Origin of the sequence: Candidatus Rhabdochlamydia oedothoracis (genome assembly GCF_019453995.1) — a bacterium.
GTDB lineage: Bacteria > Chlamydiota > Chlamydiia > Chlamydiales > Rhabdochlamydiaceae > Rhabdochlamydia > Rhabdochlamydia oedothoracis.
Map to the genome: position 1 here is coordinate 265,355 of NZ_CP075587.1, position 16,830 is coordinate 282,184.

Sequence of the window (16,830 nt, forward strand, 5' to 3'; positions counted from 1 at the left end):
TTTATGCAAATGTTGAGCTTTAAATTCTTAATTTGTAAGGGATGGTTTTTTTCTTGATTGTGCCCAAAGAATGTGTCACTCTATTAATGTTTAAGGCAAATCATTAAATGAAAGAAACAAGGATTAAAAGGAAGATTTCATGACCGAAGGTTACGAAGAATTCACAGATAGTCAAATTAAAATCCTTCAAAGATATGTAACTCATACTACAAGTAATATTTTTTGTTTACGAAATTTACCAGAAGTAATTAAAGGAGCTTTATTTTCTCGCTATTCTAGATCTAGTTTAGGGCTGAGATCTTTATTGCTTAAAGATTTTATCCTTAATGAGGAAACTGCCTTTGTAGCGATTACAGGGACTCAAGTGGATTTAGATCAGAAACAAGTAGAAGATCAGATCATAGGAATCAAAAAAGCGCAAAACTTTTACGATCGGATTTTAGATGGCTATGGTGATGATTCTATTGGAGAATTAGGTGGGGGACATCTTGCTATTGAAAATATTTCTATGATTTCAGCTAAGATTATAGAAGATGCTCGAATTGGTGGATCTCCTTTAGAAAAATCTACTCGTTATATTTATTTTGATCAAAAAATAGACGGAAAATATTTGTTTTATCGAGAGCCTATTCTACTAGCATCAGCATTTCGTGAAACGTATTTGCAAACTTGTAACTCGTTATTTGAAACCTATTCTTCTTTAATACCTCCTTTAATGGGGCAAATGGAAAAAAAATTCCCTAAGGAGCACGATGTTTCCAAAGTGGCCTATGCAGCTGCTTTGCGTGCTAAGGTTCTTGATTGTTTGAGAGGACTTTTGCCTGTAAGCACACTGACAAATATGGGGATATATGGAAATGGGAGATTTTTTGAATATTTAATCCAGAAATTAAATAGCCATAATTTGGCTGAAGTACAAGATATCGGTAGAAAAAGCTTTCAGGAGCTGAATAAAATCCTTCCCTCCTTTGTTCGAAGGGCTGACCTTAATCATAAATATCAGCTTAGCTTTACACAGTTTCGTGAGCAGATGGGCAATACATTAAAACTGCTAGCTTCTAGGCACTCTGTTGGTTTAGATAAAATGGAGCATGCAGGGGTGAGATTGATTGGTTATGAAGAAGAATCTCCTATAAAAGTAGCAGCGGCTTTATTATTTGAGCATTGTCATGCAGGATTATTTGAGTTACAAGAGCACTGTAAAAATCTTTCTACAGAGGAATTAAATCACATTTTAGATTCAGCCTCTAATTTCCGTGAGAATAGAAGACATAAATCTCCTAGAGCTTTGGAACATGCAACATTTACTTTTGAAATAGTAGCTGATTTTGGTGTATATCGCGATCTTCAACGCCATCGAATGCTCACTCAAGAAAGACAAATTATTACCTGTGATTTTGGTTATTTTATTCCCCATGAAATTTTAGATACAGAGATGGAAAAACCCTATAGAGAAGCGATGGAAAGAGCTAAAAAAGTTTATGATAAAATTGCAGAAGAATTTTCTGAAGAAGCGCAGTATGTAGCTCCTATGGCTTTTAATATGCATTGGTATTTTCATGTAAATCTGCGCTTGCTTCAATGGCTTTGCGAACTGCGTTCTGCTCCAGCAGGTCATCCTACCTATCGATTTATTGCGCAAGAGATGGCAAAACAAGTATGTCATGTCTTGCCTATTTTTGAGCGTTTTTTCAAATTTGTGGATTATGAAGGATATGAACTAGGTCGTTTAGATCAAGAGATTCGAATTATTGAGAAGAAGACGGCTAAAGGCTCTGGATGAAACAAGGCAGTGTTCTGGGAGGGGCTTTGCTCGTTGCGGGAAGCTGTATTGGAGCTGGTATGTTAGCCTTGCCTATAGTGACGGGAATGGCTGGTTTTTTCTACTCCACTATTTTGTTTTTCCTCGCTTGGAGTTTTATGACTTCTACAGCTTTATTACTTGTAGAAACAAATAGTTGGTTTCATGAGCGAATGAATTTTTTATCCCTTTTGGATCGAATCATCGGAAAATCTTTTAAGGCAATCGGTTGGGTTACTTATCTTTTTCTCTTTTATGCATTACTAGTTGCCTATATTTCTGGTACTGGCACATTATTTGCTTCTTTTTTTTATTCCTTTTTTAATCTGCAGATTCCCGATTGGACAGGATCTGTAGCATTAATTGTATTGTTTGGATGGGTTGTCTATTTAGGAACAAGAAGTGTTGATTTGTGCAACCGTTTTCTTATGTCAATTAAAATTATTTTTTTTGGGCTTCTTGTATTATTTAGCATAAACTATGTCAACCCTCAGTTACTTTTGCATGTAGATTTTATGTATGCGCCGAAGTCTTTTCCTTTACTCATTATTGCATTTGGATTTCAAAATATGGTTCCCTCTCTTACCAATTATATGAAAGGAGACTTAAAGCGTGTTCGTCTTTCTATTGTTATGGGCAGCTTAATAGCATTTGCAGTCTACTTAATTTGGGAATTTATTGTGTTAGGCATTCTTCCTTTAGATCAAATTATGGAGTCTTTACAAACAGGAAGAGACTCTTCACAGGGGCTTTCTTTATTTTTGAATCTTACTCAAGTTAAAATATGGGCTGGAGGGCTAGCCTTTTTTGCTATTCTAACTTCTTTTTTTTCTCAGGCATTGAGCTTAGTGCATTTTTTATCTGATGGGTTTAAGGTTAGGTGTAAAAAGCACGAGTCTTTAAGCCTTTGCCTGCTTGCTTTCTCTCCTCCTTTACTTTTTGCTCTTTGCTATCCGCAGTTTTTTTTTAGAGCTTTGAGTTTTGCAGGGGGGATTTGTGCAGTGATCCTTTATGGGATTTTACCAGTGATTATGGTATGGGTTGGTCGCTATCATAAGGCAATGAAAGGGGCTTATCAATTTCCTTTTGGTAAACTTTCTTTGGTTTTAGTATTTATTGTTGCTGTTTCTGTTCTTCTTTTACAGATAGTGAATATGCTAGGATCAAACAGCGTTTAATTTGGATTTTTTATGATGTTTTCCCTAGACAGTGCATTCATTCCTTGCGGGGATCAACCACAAGCTATTGATCAGTTAGTAAAAAGAGTGCAGGAAGGAAAAAAAGCCCAAGTCCTTTTAGGAGTAACAGGATCGGGAAAAACATTTACTATGGCTAATGTAATCCAGAGATTAAACAGGCCTTCTTTAGTGATTGCACACAATAAAACTTTGGCTGCTCAACTATATCAAGAGTTCAAAGGATTTTTTCCAAATAATGCAGTTGAGTACTTTGTTTCTTATTATGATTACTATCAACCAGAAGCATATATTGCCCGAACCGATACCTATATTGAAAAGGATTTGGCGATTAATGATCAAATCGATCGGATGCGCTTGAGTGCTACACGATCTTTGATCGAAAGAGAAGATGTCATTATCATTGCTTCTGTCTCTTGTATTTATGGCTTGGGATTGCCTGAATATTATAGACAGATGCTATTAACAATTACAGTGACAGAGAAGCGTCGTCGTGATGATATATTATTGCATTTGGTCGAAATGCATTATAAGCGCAATGATTATGATCTTGTGCGCGCTAGTTTTCGCGCTCGGGGAGATGTATTAGAAATTGTTCCAGCCTATGAAGAGAGCCTAGCTTATCGTATAGAATTTTTTGGAGATGAAATTGAACGTATTTGTGAGATTGATCCTTTAACAGGCAAAGTTTGCACCGTTTTAGAAAAAATTACTATTTATCCAGGCTCTCACCATGTAACTCCTGAAGGCGTGCGTTTTAAAGCAATAGATGCCATTAAAAAGGAATTAGAACAAACAACTGCTTTTTTAACGGCAGAAGATAAAATGTTGGAAAAGCAAAGGTTGTGGCAGAGAACAACGTATGACTTAGAGATGATACGAGAAATAGGCTTTTGTAAAGGAATTGAAAACTATTCTCGTCATTTTAGTGGTAGAATGCCTGGTGATCCTCCTCCTTGTTTATTAGATTATTTTCCAGAAGACTTCCTGGTCTTTATCGATGAGTCTCATCAAACCCTTCCACAATTACACGCGATGTACAATGGAGATAGAGCACGTAAAAAATCTTTGGTGGAATATGGATTTCGCCTGCCTTCTGCATTTGATAATCGTCCTTTAAAATTTGAAGAGGTTCACCAAAGGATCAATCAAGTGATTTATGTTTCTGCAACTCCTTCTGAATGGGAAGTAAAGGAAGCAGAAGGGGAAATTATACAGCAGATCATTCGCCCTACGGGACTATTGGATCCTATTATTGAAATTAAGCCAGCTACTGGTCAAGTCGATGATTGCTTAGAGCTTATTCGTCAAGAAACAGAAAAAAACAGAAGGGTTTTAGTAACTACTTTAACTAAAAAGCTAGCAGAGGATCTATCTAAATATTTAACAGAAATTGGAATTAAGGCAAAATATCTGCATTCAGATATAGATACTTTAGAGCGTGTGCAGATCATCAATGACTTGCGTAAAGGGACTTTTGATGTTCTAGTTGGTATTAATTTGCTACGAGAAGGTCTAGATATTCCAGAAGTATCTCTTGTTTGCATTCTCGATGCTGATAAAGAAGGTTTCTTACGTAGCCAGACGGCTTTGATTCAAACCTGCGGAAGAGCAGCGCGCAACATAGATGGTCGAGTTGTGATGTATGCAGATAAGATCACAAAATCGATTCAAGGTGCGCTTGATACTACAAAGGCAAGACGAAGCACACAGCAAGAATATAATGAAAAACACGGCATTATTCCTCAAACGATTCAAAAGAGAAAAATAGAAGACCTTGCTCAAACATTTGCAAATGTCGTGGACACTTTAGAAGAGAAAAAAATCACTCACATGACAACTAAAGAAATTGAGCAAAAAATTAAAGAATATGAGAAGAAAATGAAAATAGCAGCTAAAGAAATGCGATTTGAAGAAGCAGCAGCTTTTCGCGATCAACTCCAATCTTATAAAGATTTGCGTTTGCTAGAAGAAGAGGTATAAAAATGTAATAGACAAGACTTAAATTGACACTTAGTGGTAAATAGCAAAGAAAAACAGCTTTTGCAACTAAGGCATCATGCCTTAGTTGCAAAAGCAGAACCAAAGTGGTAATTTATGAATATAGCAATAGAGAGAAAAGTGATAAAAAATAAACTAGGTCTTTTAAAATTAGCAAAAACGCTAGGAAATGTATCTCAAGCATGTAAGCACATGGGATATTCAAGAGAAAGCTTTTATACATACAAAGAGCTTTATGAAAAAGGCGGAGAAGCCGCATTACAAGAAATCTCTAGAAGGAAACCCTGCCCTAAAAATAGAGTGGAAGAAAAAATAGAAACTAGCGTAGTTGCATTTGCTATAGAAAAACCTGCATATGGACAGCTCCGAGTTTCCAATGAGATGAAAAAGAAGGGAATTCTTGTTTCTCCTGGAGGGGTCAGATCGATATGGCTAAGGCATGATCTAGAAACATGTAAGAAGAGACTAAAGGCGTTAGAAGCAAAAGCAGCTCAAGATCACTTGATCTTTACAGAAGATTAATTAAGAGCGCTTGAAAAAGCTAAAGAAGAAAAAGAAGCGCATGGTGAAATAGAAACACAACACCCTGGCTATCTTGTTGCACAAGACACCTATTATGTAGGCACTATTAAAGGTGTGGGAAGGATCTATCAGCAAACAGTGATTGACACCTATAGTAAAGTTGCTTTTACTAAGTTGTATGACAGAAAAAATGCACTAGTAGCAGCAGAAGTATTAAATGATAAAACAATACCCTGGTTTGAAGAACAAGAGTTAAGAGTGTTAAGAATACTTAACCGTAGAGGGACAGAGTACTGTGGGAGTCGGGAATACCATGAATATGAGCTCTATCTTACAATAGAAGATATTGAACATACTCGAACAAAGGCAAGGCATCCTCAAACCAACGGAATCTGTGAGAAGTTTCCTCAGACGATTCAAAATGAATTTTCTGCATCAGCATTTAGGCAAAAAGTGTATCATAGTCTAGAAGAACTGCAAATGGATTTGGATAAATGGGTAAAAGAGTACAATGAAGAGCGAGTCCATTCTGGGAAATATTGTTATGGGAAGACACCATGGCAAACATTTCAGGATGCAAAGCATCTAGCACAAATGAAAAAGCTAGACACATTACACCAAATTGACACTGTCAATGAAGTGCTGTCTGTCAACTCAAGTTCTGTCTAGGACATATAAAAAATATGCTTATTCAAAAACCATTTTATTTTTGGATCCAGAGATTGCTCTATTTATTCTCTAATGCTGTGTTGATTCTTTTATTTTTGCTTCTTCCTTTTCAAAAAAGATTCCGCGCTTTTTTAAGTGCGTTTTCTGATCGAATGATCCCTGCTGATCTGGTTTTACCCGATTTTTTTTATCGTCATATTGAATTTTTTCCAGGTGACTTAGTGATTTTTGTACTTGTGCTACTTGTTCTTTTACAAGCGCCAAAAACCTTGGGCGGCAGATTACTTACGACACCTGTTCGATGGTTGGTTTTATTTTGTTTAACGGCTTTTTTCTCGATTGTTTTCTCTTCCGCACGGTGTTACTTGTTGCAGTATATTCGTCTTGTACAGTTCTCAACGATGATTTTGCTTTTTTGTGCTATTGAATATATCGTAGCTCAAAATAGAACCCGTCAACTCATCAAATGGATTGCTTGGACAGTTGTAATTACGGCAAGCGTGCAATGTATCATTGCTTGTATGCAGTATTTTTCTCAAAGCTCTCTAGGGTTTCATAAAATAGGAGAGCCTCCTTTACATTGGTTTAGTTTTTCCAACCCAGGAAAACAGCGTTGGATTTTTGATCAAATCTCTCATTTTCAGCTGCCCTTAAATGTGCTTTATCGAGCAACAGGGCTATTTTCTCACCCTAATGTATTCGGAGGATTTTTATTTTTCTCTCTCTTGAATGCATCTTATTTATATGTAATCCATCAGGAAAAGTGGATTAAATGGGTATTAACGCCGCTTATTTTCCTGCATTTTCTAGCTTTAAGCATTTCTTTTTGTAGAGCCGCGATGATTGCTTGTGTTGTAGGGATGATCATTTGGACGATTATTCAATATTTTTGGATAGAAGATCTTACTTATAGAAAAGAGATTAAAAAAGTTTGGCTACTTTTTTTTGTCAGTAGCGTTATTTGCTTAGCTCTTTTTTATCAGCAGTTTTTTAATAGGGGAGGGATTGTAAACTATAACCAGATGGTACAATACGCGGATGGGGAAAGAATTGTTTATCAAGAAATAGCTTTAAAAATGATCAAAGCAAATCCTTGGTTTGGTATAGGGTTTAATAATTTTCAACTCTGTAATGATCCCGTTCAATTTGGGCTTTTTCTCTGTGCAAAAGTGCACAATATTTATTTGTTGATTGCTGTTGAAACAGGGATTATCGGATTTATATTCTTTGGTGCCTTTTTACTTTCTATCTTAAAAAAAGCTATTCAAAAACCTTTTTCTCAAGAACAAGCGTTATTTTTGAGTATATTTATAGGGTTCTTATGGGTTGGATGTTGTGATTATTATTTTGTAGAACAGATGTATGGAAAAGTCTTGTTTTTTACTTCTTTAGCATTACTTAATGCTATTGCTCAGAAGACGACTATTTCACAACTTCGTCATTTGAAAAAGAGAGCTTTTTTATCGAGATCATGAGTAAAAATCATTCTAAAATCAATTTAATAGCAAATTTCTGCAATAAAGCTTGTTCAGGGCTAATTTTATTGATTTGTGTGCCTTTTTACTTGGAATACCTGGGAATAGAAGCCTATGGGATCACCGGTTTTTATCTTCTACTAAGTTTTCTGCTGGTTCCCATTGAAGCAGCAATTGGTACAACAATTAATCGTCAAATGGCTCAGCTTACAGTAGTAGAAAATACAAGAATAGAAGCAGCCGATCTATTGCGATCCTTAGAAGGAGTATATTGGTTTATTTGCGTATTAGTGGGTCTTAGCATTAGTTGTTTATCAAGCTCGATCGCCAATAACTGGGTGCAGCCTGTGCATCTTTCTTCACAAGAGGTTGCTCAAGCGGTTATTTTAATGGGAATCTGCTTGAGTTTTCAGTGGCCAAATTCTCTGTATTCTAACGGTTTGATGGGCTTGCAGAAACAATTGATCGTAAATTCTATCCAAATATTTTTCACATTTTTTAAATCAATAGGAGTCATTGCAGTACTTGCCTTTATTAATCATTCTTTACGCGCTTTTTTTATTTGGCATTTAAGTATTCTCATCTTACATACACTAACCCTTGCTATTCTGTTATGGAAATACATGCCTCAAAATAGGGGGTTTTTTAGAGCGCGTTTTTGTAGAAAGCTTTTAGAGCAATCATGGCCTTTTATTTCTCAGACTTTTTTTTTAACACTAACAAGTACATGTATTGTTTCCTTGGATAAGCTTTTTATAAGTAGATACGCTCCTTTAGAAGTATATGGGTGCTATATACTCGCCTATAATCTATCCAATGGACTTTACTTAATGATTCAACCTTTTTTTCGTTCTCTATTCCCTAGGTTTGCTCAGTTGATTGCACAAAAAAAACTAGTGGACCTCTATAAATTATATGAAAACGCTTCTCAAGTAGTAGCTGTTTTGGTTTTGTCTTTAGCCGTTTTATGTGTTTGTTTTGCTAATGAACTTGTTTTTATTTGGATTCGTAATCATCAAATAGCAGAAAAAGCAGTTCCTATTCTCCGCCTTTTTATTTTAGGAACAGCCTGTAATGGATTGATGAGCTTGCCTTTAGCCTTGCAGTACTCCTTTGGATGGTTAAAAGCACTAATTTGGCAAAATGTCATCACATTAATTCTTTTGTTTCCGATGGCGTTCTTATTTTATGAAAGGTTAGGAGTGCTTGCAGTTGCTTCAATTTGGTTTATTCATAACTTATGTTCTATTTTGATTCTTCCCATTATTCATCGCAAATTGATACCAGAAAGTAGTAATCGTTGGATAAAAGATCTATGTATTCTGCCTCTACTTGCACCGCTTGTTTTAAATATTTTAGCGATGAATTTTTTGCCAAAGATCGAATCTATATATCTTTTAATGACTATTTTAAGTTGCCTAGGGATAGGATCTATAGGTTTTTCTTTTTGTTTAACCTCGATTTTTAGAGATTGGGTAAGAAAAAAATTTTCTCCAGAACTTTTAATAAAGTAGAATGGAAAAAATATGAAAACAATTTGTTATGATATTTTTTGTGGAATTTTGTACATTTTAAAAAGTGGTTGCCAGTGTCGTATGTTATCCATAGAATATCCTAAATGGGAATGATGTGATTATTATTTCCATCTTTGGAATAAAAAAGATCATAAAAATTCTAAGATCCTGTTTAAAATCTTTTCAAAAGTAGAGCAATAAAAGCAAGAACCACCATATTCAGGCTTGTATGTAGTTTTCTTTCGCAATTTTTCCATAGCCTGCGACATTTTTCTATCCACGCAAAAGAACGCTCTACAACCCATCTTTTGGGAATAACTGTAAAAGTATGAAGTGTATTTCTTTTGGCTATTTCTACTATACATCCTAATATCTCCTGCACACTCTTTGCAAATTTTTTTCCAGAATATCCTCCAATGGTTTTTATGTAGTGAAAATGCTTCTATACTAGTGCCGATTCAAACGGCTAGCTTAATGGGATTTAAGTCAACGACTTGAAACTTGTCGTTTATCCTACATTTCAAAATATCTGTTATTTTCGGTATCTCTTCTAAGAAGAATCCTCTAATTGCCTGAAAAAAAGTCACCGACGTTTCGTAATATCGATTGTATACCGTCTTTTCCTTTAAGATCTTCCACAAGCGTTCAATAGGATTCAAATTCGGCGAATAAGGAGGGAGATAGTGCACTTTAATCCTAGAAGACATCAGAAACTCTTCTAGTTTCTTATTTTTGTTTGATCTCGCATTATCCAAAATTACATAAATAATTCGAGCCTCTGTCTGTTTTTCTAGCTTCTTGAAAAAATCGAGCATTGCATCGGCATCAACTGTCTTATATTCCTCTGTAAAAATCTTCATTCCTGTCAGGCAAAGAGCTCCAGCAAAATGCAATCGCAATTGTTTCCCGGATGTCTGCAAAGTCTTTTGAACGCCTTTTTTGATCCATCCACATACGGCTTGGGACTGATGTTCAGGATGCACAGCATCTATGAAATAGATCTCTTCATCAGGGTTTAAGGTTCTATGAAAATTCGTTGTTTTTCAGGATCTAATTTCCCAGGAATCTTTTTAGGACGTTTATAAACAAATCCGTGCTGTATGAGCCAATCTGTCATGCCACTTCGGGAATATTTTATCCCATATTGCTCATGCACATAAGCTATGATCCCTTTGACTTTAAGATAGGTCTTTTCCTGTAGGTGTTTTAGTAGAGACTCTGTTTGGTCTTGTGAAGGTTTTGATTTGCTACCGCCTCGAGGGCTACTTCCAGTTTTATTTTCGGAATCATATTCTCTGAGGTATTCACTGAACAGTGATAGGGCTTATCCGAAGTGCTTTAGCAAGATTTTTTGTTGAGATACCCTCATCATAGCCCAAAATTACACAAAGCCTATACTTATTTGCATTCAAATTAAGAGTTTGAGTGTATAAACATTTTTATACAAAAGATAACATATTCTTGCAAAATAGAGCAGTTTTTTCAAAAAAAACTAGTTATGCAATTCTTAATTTGAAATCAAACTAGTATAGATTGGAAAAAACTTCCATAATCAGGTACCATCCTTTGAATTAGATTTCAAGGATGGTTTTTTTATGTTTATAGATACTCATGCACATCTTACAAGTGACACGCTTGTAAATGATACACAGCAGATTTTGGCGCGTGCTCAAACCAATCAAATCGATAAGATCGTCAACATTTGCACAGATGAGAGAAGTCTAAAAGCAGGGCTACTTTTAAGAGAAAAAACCTCTTGGGTATTTAATGCTGCAGCTACTACTCCGCATGATGTAGAAAAGGAGGGAGAGAGCTTCTTTACTCTTGTAAAACAAGCAGCATATCACAAACAGCTTATCGCTATTGGAGAAACCGGTTTAGACTATCACTATCAATATTCTCCTAAAGAGATGCAAAAAAGATATCTAGAGCTTTGTTTAGATTTACGTCGCAAGGTGGATCTTCCGATCATTTTTCATTGTCGCGATGCCTTTGCTGATTTGTTTACTATAGCAGGTAAAGTGCCTGCGGTATTGCATTGTTTCACGGGATCTCTAGAAGAGGCAAAAAAAGCACTAGAGCTTGGATGGTACTTATCGATCAGTGGAATTGTCACTTTTAAAAAGTCTCAAGCATTGCAAGAGATCGTGAAATATGTGCCTTTAGAACATGTATTCATAGAGACAGATGCTCCTTATCTAGCACCAGTGCCTTATCGTGGGAAAGTCAATGAACCTGGGTTTCTTACAGAAACAGCTAAGATGATCGCTCACTTAAAACAAACGAGCATAGAGGAAGTAGCTAGAAAAACCAAACAGAATGCGGAAATTTTTTTTCGTTTTTGAGGAATTTTTCCTTTTGTAAAAGTTACTCGATCTATTTAATACAATCTTTGATGTTGGACATCAGGAGATTGTAACAGTGGTACCTAAATCTTTTATTTGGCGCAGACTTCACTCTTTAATGGGTCTTTGGCTCGTCTTATTTCTATTAGAACATTTATTGACTAACTCGCAGGCAGCTCTTTGGGTAGGAGAGGATGGGCGTGGGTTTGTGAAGATGGTAAATAGTCTCCACAATCTGCCCTACCTTCAAGTGATTGAATTAGGATTATTAGCGGTTCCTTTTGCTATCCATATGTTTTGGGGTGTTAGGTATTTAATGACTTCTAAGGCGAACTCTTATTCTACTAAAGAACAGAATCCCCATTTGAATTATGGGAGAAATAGAGCCTATACCTGGCAAAGAATTACCTCTTGGATCTTATTGGTAGGGATCATTTTACACGTAGCTAAATTCCGTTTTATAGAATATCCAACTTCTGTGCGCTTAGGATCGCAAACTTTTTATTTGGTAAATGTCACGCTAGACAAAGGATTATATACACTAGCAGATCGTTTGCAAGTGGCTTTGTATGATGAAAAGCAGATTTTAGAAGAACAAGCTTTGTTAGAAAATTGCAACGCTGAAGAAAGAGTTATGCAGGCTGCTCAAGAGCTAAAGCAGCAGCATAGTTTATGGAAAGGGCCTTTTGTCGATCAGTACAATGAACAAGAAGCTCTTTTGCTAAACGCAGCACAAAGCTATCAACAACGACTAGATTGGGCACTTACCCTAAAAAAACAAAAACTCTTAAAAACAGAATTGGTAGCCGTGGCTAAAAATTTTGGTACAGCTACCTTGCTTACCGTACGTGATACTTTCAAAAGCCCGGTTTATGTAGGTCTCTATACTATTTTTGTGCTAGCTGCTTGCTTTCATGCCTTTAATGGCTTTTGGACTTTTCTGATCACCTGGGGGTGGGTTTTAAAAATGGCTGCGCAAAAATTTTGGGTATGTGTTGCTATTAGCCTGATGACTGTTGTTGCCTTTTTAGGATTAGCTGCGGTTTGGGGAACGTACTGGTTTAATTTAACATCTTAAAAAGATATGTCGAAGCGAAAAATGGGAAAAGAAGTCATTGTTGTTGGAGGAGGTCTAGCTGGTTTATCCGCTGCTATGAAACTAGCAGAAAAAGACTGTCATGTCAAAATTATCTCTGTGACAAAAGTCAAACGCTCGCATTCTGTTTGTGCTCAAGGTGGAATTAATGCGGCAATGAACTTAAAAAATGAAGAGGATTCTCCTTTCATTCATGCCTACGATACGATTAAGGGAGGGGATTTCTTAGCGGACCAACCTCCTGTTTTAGAGATGTGTTTAGCGGCACCGGGCATTATCCGTATGATGGAGCGCTTCGGATGCCCATTTAATCGAACTCTAGAAGGAAATCTCGATTTTAGACGTTTTGGTGGGACTTTATATCACCGAACAGCTTTTTGCGGCGCTTCTACAGGGCAACAACTGCTCTATGCTTTAGATGAGCAAGTGCGTCGCTATGAAGTACAAGGCAGAGTAGAAAAGTTTGAAAATCACGAGTTCATGCGTCTTGTCCTTGATAGCGAAGGCAAGGCACGCGGCATTGTGCTGATGGACTTATTTAATTTAGAGCTTAGTGTATTAAAAGCAGATGCAGTGGTTTTTGGAACAGGAGGACCAGGATTGATTTTTAAAAAGTCCACAAATTCTACTTTTTGTAGCGGAGCTGCTAACGGTAGATTATTCAAGCAGGGAATGTACTATGCAAATGGAGAATTTATTCAAATTCATCCCACTGCGATCCCTGCGGAGGATAAAATGCGTTTGATTTCAGAATCCTCTCGTGGAGAAGGAGGAAGAATTTGGGTTTGGGGGAACAGCTCTAAGACAATTACAAATTCAGAGGGAAAAACCCTTCCTTGCGGCGAAACGGGAAAACCTTGGTATTTTTTAGAAGAGCTCTATCCTGCTTTTGGGAACTTAGTACCCCGAGATATTGGTGCAAGAGAGATCTTGCGTGTTTGTGAAATGGGATTAGGGGTCGATAGAAAAATGCAAGTGTATTTAGATGTGTCGCATCTTTCAGAGAAAACCCAGCATAAAATTGCCTCTGTTTTGGATATCTATCAAAAATTTACCGGAGATAATCCGCATAAAGTACCTATGCGTATTTTCCCTGCAGTGCATTATTCCATGGGAGGTGCCTGGGTGGATTGGCCCGCTGCTGCTGATCCCGATCGTTGGCAGAGATTTAGGCAAATGACGAACATCCCCGGTTGTTTTAATGTAGGGGAATCAGAATTTCAATATCATGGGGCAAACCGTTTAGGGGCTAATTCGCTACTCTCTTGCATTTTTTCTGGACTAGTGTCTGGAATAGAAGTGCCTCGTTATTTAGATACGTTAGAACATAGTTATGGCAACATACCCAATGCTATTTTTTCACAAGCGCTGCGGAAAGAAGAGGATTTCAAACAAGATCTCATGCAACGCAATGGATCGGAGAATGTGCATCAATTGCATGAGGAATTATCGGATGTATTGATTAAATACGTTACGGTTAAACGTAATAATAGAGATCTGATAAGAGCAATAGATGTGATAAAAGAGATTCGTGAGCGTTATCAAAATATCTGTTTAGATGATAAGGGAACTGTTTTGAATCAAACTTATGTATTTGCCAATCAATTTTCTTATATGTTAGAGATTGCTTTGGTGATTACAAAAGGAGCTCTTTTGCGCAATGAGTTTAGAGGAGCTCATTACAAGCCTGAATTTCCTCATCGAGATGATGAGAATTGGTTAAAAACAACGATGGCTACCTATCAAGAGATAGAGCCAAAAATTAACTATAGAGCGGTTGACTTGCGTTATTTAAAACCCATAGGGCGCGATTACAGCAAAGCTAAAAAAGTCATTCCTCAATTTGAGAACGTTCCTGTAAACATCATATTGCCTTTGTGAGATATCATGGAAAAAACATTCACTTTAAAAGTATACCGCGGGGTTGCTAATCAGCAATATTGGGAAGAATTTGAATTGGAATTGAAGCCTTTTTTGAACATCACATCAGCGTTAATGCAGATACAAAAATGTCCTATTACTAAAAAAGGAGAAAAAGTCACTCCAATTGCTTGGGAACAGGGATGTTTAGAAGAGGTGTGTGGTTCTTGTTCTATGTTAATCAATGCCCGTCCTCGTCAAGGGTGCACAGCTCTTGCCCATCAATTATTACAATCTACAGGTAGTTCTTGCATTACATTAGCTCCTTTAACAAAATTTCCTCTTATGAAGGATTTAGTCGTAGATCGTACAAGTATGTTTGAAAACTTAAAAAAAGTACGTGCTTGGATAGACGTAGATGATGCTCTAGATCGAGGCTTTGGACCTAAAATCAGTCCTGAATTGCAAGAGGCGATATATGTTTTATCTACGTGTATGACTTGTGGTTGTTGTACAGAAGCCTGTCCTCAAGTCAATCCCCATTCGCCATTCATGGGTCCAGCACCTCTATCCCAAGCGCGTCTTTTTAATGCGCACCCCGTTGGAAAACTAGCAAAAGCAGATAGGCTTCGACCTTTAATGGATGAGTCGGGTATCAGCGGTTGTGGGAATGCGCAAAATTGCGTGAGGGTATGTCCCAAGAACATACCCTTAACAGAATCCATTTCCGTCATTGGTAGAGAGGTAAGCAAACAAGCCTTAAGAGATGTGGTAAGTTTGCCCGATGTGTAATTTAACCTTTTCTTAAATAACACCTGTTGTTACAATCTTTTTCAAAGATTCTCCGCTGTTGGGGATATCCGAGCAAATGAAATGCGCATTAACGATAAGTAGATGTTATTAAGGGTTCATGACGCTAAATCACTTTTACAGTTTTTTAGGAAATGATCCCACCTGTTGAGAACAAGGTTATTGCAGCCATTGCTCGAACCCCAAACGGCGGTTTTTTTCTTTGCTTAGCGTCAAAAAATAGTACTCCAATTTTCCTTTCTTGCCATTTAAGCGACTTTTCTTAGGGCAGGGTTTCCTTCTAGAGATTTCTTGTAATGCGGCTTATCCGCCTTTTTCATAAAGCTCTTTGTATGTATAAAAGCTTTCTCTTGAATATCCCATGTGCTTACATGCTTGAGATACATTTCCTAACGTTTTTGCTAATTTTAAAAGACCTAGTTTATTTTTTATCACTTTTCTCTCTATTGCTATATTCAAAATTACCACTTTGCTATTTGTTTATGCAACTACGGCATCACGTCGCAGTTGCATAAGCTGTTTTTCTTTGCTATTTACCACTAAGTGTCAATTTAAGTCTTGTCTATTACAATTTTGCCAAAGACCGCTTTGGAATATATTATACGCCATCAGCTATGGTTTCTTTACTGCACCGCTTAAACTTCACCTATAAAAAGCCTAAGAGCCTGTTTAAAATCTTCTCATTAAGGTATAATGATAGTTTTCATAAAACCTTTGGAGGTAGTTATGACCCGCTCTTATCCAAGCGATATTTCTCGTAAACAATTTAGCAAAATCCATCTAATACTTGAGTCTACACGCAAAAAAACACGTCCACGAAGAGTTGATCTATATGATATTTTTTGTGGAATTTTGTACATTTTAAAAAGTGGTTGCCAGTGGCGTATGTTACCCATAGATTATCCTAAATGGGAATTATGTGATTATTATTTCCCTCTTTGGAATAAAAAAGATGATAAAAATTCTAAGAGTATTCTTGAAATAGTTTTAAAAAAAATTGGTTGGCGAGGTCAGAAAAAGCAGTGGTCGGAAAGAGAAAACAAGCTTTGTAATTATTGATGCTCAAAGTGTTAAAAATACTGATACAGCGGAGAAGATAAGGATATGATGCAGGGAAAAAAATATCAGGAATAAAAAGACATATAGCAGTCGATACCCAAGGGCTTCCTCATGCGATTCACATTACCACCGCTAATATCACTGACAGAAATGGGTGTATAGAAGCATTTTCACTACATAAAAACCATTTGTTCGGTGCAAAAAATGTTTTAGCAGATGGAGGATATTCTGGAGAAAAATTTGCAAAGAGTGTGCAGGAGATATTAGGATGTATAGTAGAAATAGCCAAAAGAAATACACTTCATACTTTTACAGTTATTCCCAAAAGATGGGTTGTAGAGCGTTCTTTTGCGTGGATAGAAAAATGTCGCAGGCTATGGAAAAATTGCGAAAGAAAACTACATACAAGCCTGAATATGGTGGTTCTTGCTTTTATTGCTCTACTTTTGAAAAGATTTTAAACAGGATCTAAGCTGATTCCC

General features: G+C 36.6%; 13 protein-coding genes and 5 pseudogenes. 12 read left to right on the plus strand and 6 right to left on the minus strand.

The features are described from left to right. Positions 1 to 139 precede the first annotated feature (139 nt). The 4 genes and pseudogenes from RHABOEDO_RS01355 (at position 140) to RHABOEDO_RS01370 (ending at position 6,189) form a co-directional block, all read left to right on the plus strand. Positions 140 to 1,783 carry an FAD-dependent thymidylate synthase gene (locus RHABOEDO_RS01355; protein WP_215217441.1) on the plus strand — a complete coding sequence of 548 codons (1,644 nt, stop codon included), beginning with the start codon at positions 140 to 142 and terminating at the stop codon, positions 1,781 to 1,783. Then, positions 1,780 to 2,979 carry an amino acid permease gene (locus tag RHABOEDO_RS01360; protein ID WP_215217440.1) on the plus strand — a complete coding sequence of 400 codons (1,200 nt, stop codon included), beginning with the start codon at positions 1,780 to 1,782 and terminating at the stop codon, positions 2,977 to 2,979. The genes RHABOEDO_RS01355 and RHABOEDO_RS01360 overlap by 4 nt, the downstream gene beginning before the upstream one ends. A gap of 12 nt (positions 2,980 to 2,991) precedes the next feature. Then, entirely contained in the window at positions 2,992 to 4,980 is a 1,989-nt protein-coding gene (gene uvrB, locus RHABOEDO_RS01365; protein ID WP_215217439.1) for an excinuclease ABC subunit UvrB, read from the plus strand. A 120-nt stretch (positions 4,981 to 5,100) separates the two neighbouring features. Next, positions 5,101 to 6,189 (plus strand): annotated as a pseudogene (locus RHABOEDO_RS01370) (IS481 family transposase). Between the two features lie 69 nt (positions 6,190 to 6,258). Here the strand turns inward: RHABOEDO_RS01370 and RHABOEDO_RS01375 are convergent. After that, complete coding sequence (locus tag RHABOEDO_RS01375) at positions 6,259 to 6,453, minus strand: hypothetical protein (protein WP_220017681.1); 195 nt, start codon at positions 6,451 to 6,453, stop codon at positions 6,259 to 6,261. 101 nt (positions 6,454 to 6,554) lie between these two features. Here RHABOEDO_RS01375 and RHABOEDO_RS01380 point away from each other — a divergent pair, with 101 nt between their 5' ends. Together RHABOEDO_RS01380 and RHABOEDO_RS01385 are read left to right on the plus strand one after the other, a co-directional pair. Beyond that, complete coding sequence (locus RHABOEDO_RS01380; protein WP_220017682.1) at positions 6,555 to 7,664, plus strand: O-antigen ligase family protein; 1,110 nt, start codon at positions 6,555 to 6,557, stop codon at positions 7,662 to 7,664. Between the two features lie 68 nt (positions 7,665 to 7,732). Continuing rightward, positions 7,733 to 9,178: a lipopolysaccharide biosynthesis protein gene (locus tag RHABOEDO_RS01385; RefSeq protein WP_220017683.1), complete on the plus strand. Its 1,446-nt coding sequence runs from the start codon at positions 7,733 to 7,735 to the stop codon at positions 9,176 to 9,178. A gap of 172 nt (positions 9,179 to 9,350) precedes the next feature. On the opposite strand, the pseudogene RHABOEDO_RS01390 reads toward RHABOEDO_RS01385, so the two are convergent. From RHABOEDO_RS01390 to RHABOEDO_RS01405, 4 genes and pseudogenes are all read right to left on the minus strand, one after another. Beyond that, a pseudogene (locus RHABOEDO_RS01390) lies at positions 9,351 to 9,590 on the minus strand (transposase); the annotation flags it as partial. A gap of 46 nt (positions 9,591 to 9,636) precedes the next feature. Then, on the minus strand, positions 9,637 to 10,179 hold the full coding sequence (locus tag RHABOEDO_RS01395) for an IS630 family transposase (protein ID WP_434062177.1): 543 nt from the start codon (positions 10,177 to 10,179) through the stop codon (positions 9,637 to 9,639). Between the two features lie 14 nt (positions 10,180 to 10,193). Then, positions 10,194 to 10,493, minus strand: coding sequence for a helix-turn-helix domain-containing protein (locus RHABOEDO_RS11650; protein ID WP_434062178.1), 300 nt, complete (start codon positions 10,491 to 10,493; stop codon positions 10,194 to 10,196). Further along, positions 10,483 to 10,590: a helix-turn-helix domain-containing protein gene (locus RHABOEDO_RS01405; RefSeq protein WP_220017686.1), complete on the minus strand. Its 108-nt coding sequence runs from the start codon at positions 10,588 to 10,590 to the stop codon at positions 10,483 to 10,485. Before RHABOEDO_RS01405 ends, RHABOEDO_RS11650 begins: the two co-directional genes overlap by 11 nt. A 183-nt stretch (positions 10,591 to 10,773) precedes the next feature. On the opposite strand from RHABOEDO_RS01405, the gene RHABOEDO_RS01410 reads away from it, so the two are divergent. The 4 genes from RHABOEDO_RS01410 to sdhB all read left to right on the plus strand — a co-directional run bounded on the left by RHABOEDO_RS01410 (position 10,774) and on the right by sdhB (position 15,271). Beyond that, positions 10,774 to 11,523 (plus strand): TatD family hydrolase, encoded by a 750-nt coding sequence (locus RHABOEDO_RS01410; RefSeq protein WP_215217500.1) that lies wholly within the window; start codon positions 10,774 to 10,776, stop codon positions 11,521 to 11,523. 118 nt (positions 11,524 to 11,641) lie between these two features. Beyond that, positions 11,642 to 12,601 carry a succinate dehydrogenase/fumarate reductase transmembrane subunit gene (locus tag RHABOEDO_RS01415; RefSeq protein WP_215217501.1) on the plus strand — a complete coding sequence of 320 codons (960 nt, stop codon included), beginning with the start codon at positions 11,642 to 11,644 and terminating at the stop codon, positions 12,599 to 12,601. A gap of 21 nt (positions 12,602 to 12,622) precedes the next feature. Continuing rightward, entirely contained in the window at positions 12,623 to 14,500 is a 1,878-nt protein-coding gene (sdhA, locus tag RHABOEDO_RS01420) for a succinate dehydrogenase flavoprotein subunit (protein ID WP_245397534.1), read from the plus strand. Positions 14,501 to 14,506: 6 nt separating this feature from the next. Continuing rightward, positions 14,507 to 15,271: a succinate dehydrogenase iron-sulfur subunit gene (gene sdhB / locus RHABOEDO_RS01425; protein ID WP_215217498.1), complete on the plus strand. Its 765-nt coding sequence runs from the start codon at positions 14,507 to 14,509 to the stop codon at positions 15,269 to 15,271. A gap of 324 nt (positions 15,272 to 15,595) precedes the next feature. On the opposite strand, the pseudogene RHABOEDO_RS01430 reads toward sdhB, so the two are convergent. Continuing rightward, positions 15,596 to 15,742: pseudogene (locus RHABOEDO_RS01430) on the minus strand (helix-turn-helix domain-containing protein); the annotation flags it as partial. 137 nt (positions 15,743 to 15,879) lie between these two features. Here RHABOEDO_RS01430 and RHABOEDO_RS11380 point away from each other — a divergent pair. Both RHABOEDO_RS11380 and RHABOEDO_RS01440 read left to right on the plus strand, forming a co-directional pair. After that, positions 15,880 to 16,050, plus strand: a pseudogene (locus RHABOEDO_RS11380) (helix-turn-helix domain-containing protein); the annotation flags it as partial. Further along, positions 16,016 to 16,809 (plus strand): annotated as a pseudogene (locus RHABOEDO_RS01440) (IS5 family transposase). The pseudogenes RHABOEDO_RS11380 and RHABOEDO_RS01440, both read left to right, overlap by 35 nt. Positions 16,810 to 16,830 lie beyond the last annotated feature (21 nt).

What these genes read in the sequence shown, in the direction of transcription:
- sdhA (WP_245397534.1), top strand. Translation starts at nt 12,623, where the DNA reads ATGGGAAAAGAAGTCATTGTTGTTGGAGGAGGTCTAGCTGGTTTATCC.
- uvrB (WP_215217439.1), top strand. Translation starts at nt 2,992, where the DNA reads ATGATGTTTTCCCTAGACAGTGCATTCATTCCTTGCGGGGATCAACCA.
- RHABOEDO_RS01410 (WP_215217500.1), top strand. Translation starts at nt 10,774, where the DNA reads ATGTTTATAGATACTCATGCACATCTTACAAGTGACACGCTTGTAAAT.
- sdhB (WP_215217498.1), top strand. Translation starts at nt 14,507, where the DNA reads ATGGAAAAAACATTCACTTTAAAAGTATACCGCGGGGTTGCTAATCAG.
- RHABOEDO_RS01360 (WP_215217440.1), top strand. Translation starts at nt 1,780, where the DNA reads ATGAAACAAGGCAGTGTTCTGGGAGGGGCTTTGCTCGTTGCGGGAAGC.
- RHABOEDO_RS01355 (WP_215217441.1), top strand. Translation starts at nt 140, where the DNA reads ATGACCGAAGGTTACGAAGAATTCACAGATAGTCAAATTAAAATCCTT.
- RHABOEDO_RS01415 (WP_215217501.1), top strand. Translation starts at nt 11,642, where the DNA reads ATGGGTCTTTGGCTCGTCTTATTTCTATTAGAACATTTATTGACTAAC.